Here is a 2,029-nt window from a genome sequence, read left to right as displayed (position 1 = left end):
AACGGAGCTGGAACAAGCCGCGATCGACTATGAGACTCTCGAAGAAGAAAAGACGGCTGTTGAAGCGGAGGCCAAGGTTTTGCGGGCCACGGTTTTGTCCCGCGACAACGACATTCAGCAGCTCAAAAACGAACTGAGCATTGCGAACCAACAAATCGAGCAAGCGGAAACGCTCGCCAAACAGAACGCTGAGCGGGCGGAGAAGGAGACGAAGGAACGCATGAAAGCCGAGGCCAAAGCCGAGCTCGAAGCGGAGGCTCGCCGAGGGCTTGAACAGAAACTCGAAAAGGCTATCGAGGAGCGCGACGGTTTCGAGCGCGAGCTTGGCACCACCAAGCTTGATCGTGATGCCGAGGCCGGCCGTGCGGATGGCGAAAAGAAACGGGCGGATGAGGCCGAGATTCGCGAAAGCAAGTTGAGGGAAAGCATTGATGGCTTCCGCCGGGCAGCGGAAGCAGCCGAGCGCAAGCTCGAAAATCAAACCCGCGACCTTGCGGCGTTGCAAAAAGCCTTCGATGAGAAGAGCGCTGACTTTGACCGCCAGGCCAAAGAGCTCCGAGATAAGCAAAACGAGTTCACAAAGCTCCAAAAAGAAATGTTGAAGCATTTGGAGCGTTTCGAGGCGTTCACTCGACGCAGCCAAGGGCCGGGCAACAAGGGCGGCGGAAATGGGCCGGGGGGCTCCGGGCCGCGCGGATAACCGCGGCAGCAGCAAAACACCGATGGGCGCCGAAAAGCGCCCATTTTTTTTGGATTAAAAAGGAGGAGGAAGACATGGAAAACAATCAACGCATTGAAGCGGACGCAGAGACGCAGACGCAGCGGGCCGAAACGCTGTCAAAGCTCGCGGAGGCAACGCGCGAAAGCGCTGCGCTTATGCCCGAGCTCGCGCAACGCGCCGAGGCTTTGTTTGCTCGCTTTGACGAGCTGGATGCATCGAAAGACCAAGCTGCGAACCGAGCCGAGCGGGCGGCTCAGGATGAGGCAGAGGAGAAGCGCAAGGCCAAAGAAAAGGCCCGGCGCGCGGAGGAAGACGCAAAGGAAGATGAGCTTCGCAAGAAGATCGGCGTTCCACCCCTCGGGCAGAGCTTTTATGACAAAGAAGAGGGCAAAGTTGGGGGCGATTTGTCGCTCAATGAAACGCTGCTTGCCAAGACTGCGACAGAAGCCGGCGCGGATCCGCGCGGGGGGATTCCGCGGAGCTTTACGAGCGGCTATTGCGCCGCGCTGCAAACCCATTTCGGCCACGCGCTTGCGAGCACTCCAACGCTAGAAAGCAAGCCAGAGCTACATGCCGTTTTGACTTTCGCGGACGGCACAAAAATCCGCGATCACGGCAGCGTTGTGCGCGTCGATCGCGAGTCAAAAGCGACGCCCGCTTTGCGCGCGAAAAACGCTCTCGATCTTGCAGAAGCGAAGGGCTGGGCAAAGCCAGGGCGCGAGCCTTGGTTTGGTGGCTCTGATGAGTTTGTGCAGGCGTGCTTTTATGAGTCGATCGCGCGCGGCGTCAAAGTGAAAGTTTTCGACAACCAATCCCACCTCATGGAACAAGCGCGGGCGGCAGCCGACGCTGCTGGCATCCAACCGCCAGAAAGGGCCATTCCTGGCGCTTCCACCCCCGCTCCGCTGGAAGAGACCTCGAAGCTGTTTGCGGACGCAAATAAAGCCTCCAAACCGGCTGCAAAACGGCCCTTTGCAAGCGCGGGGAAATCGCAACAGTCGGGCGGCGGCTGGGGCGCAAAGGGAAAACCAAGAGCCTAAGCATTAATTTCCCGCTTTTCCCGCGGGAAAAATTTGATGCTGACGAACGGTTGTTGTAGATTAGGCGCTTCGGCGCCTAATCTGTTTGTGGAAGCCCCGCCACGCAAGGCAGGGCGAAAACAAACGAGGAGACTAGGCATGGCGCAGGAATGGACAGGCGAGAGCTTGACGATTGAGGCATTGAGGGCCGCACCCGAAGTTGAGGCAGCAAAGAGGCTGGCAAGCACCGGCCACACATGGACGGGTCAAAGCCTCACTGCCGGCAAGT

At 58.7% G+C, this 2,029-nt stretch carries 2 protein-coding genes; both read left to right on the top strand.

The features are described 5' to 3' along the window. A partial coding sequence (locus tag HWX53_RS27405) for a hypothetical protein (protein WP_208454829.1) occupies positions 1–700 on the top strand: 700 nt, incomplete at its 5' end. Positions 701–774: 74 nt separating this feature from the next. Beyond that, complete coding sequence (locus tag HWX53_RS27400; RefSeq protein ID WP_175946731.1) at positions 775–1,761, top strand: LPD7 domain-containing protein; 987 nt, start codon at positions 775–777, stop codon at positions 1,759–1,761. The last annotated feature ends 268 nt before the right edge of the window (positions 1,762–2,029 follow it).

The organism is Caballeronia sp. BCC1704, assembly GCF_902833455.1.
In the GTDB taxonomy this organism is placed as follows: domain Bacteria; phylum Pseudomonadota; class Gammaproteobacteria; order Burkholderiales; family Burkholderiaceae; genus Caballeronia.
This window is presented reverse-complemented; position numbering and strand designations above follow the sequence as displayed.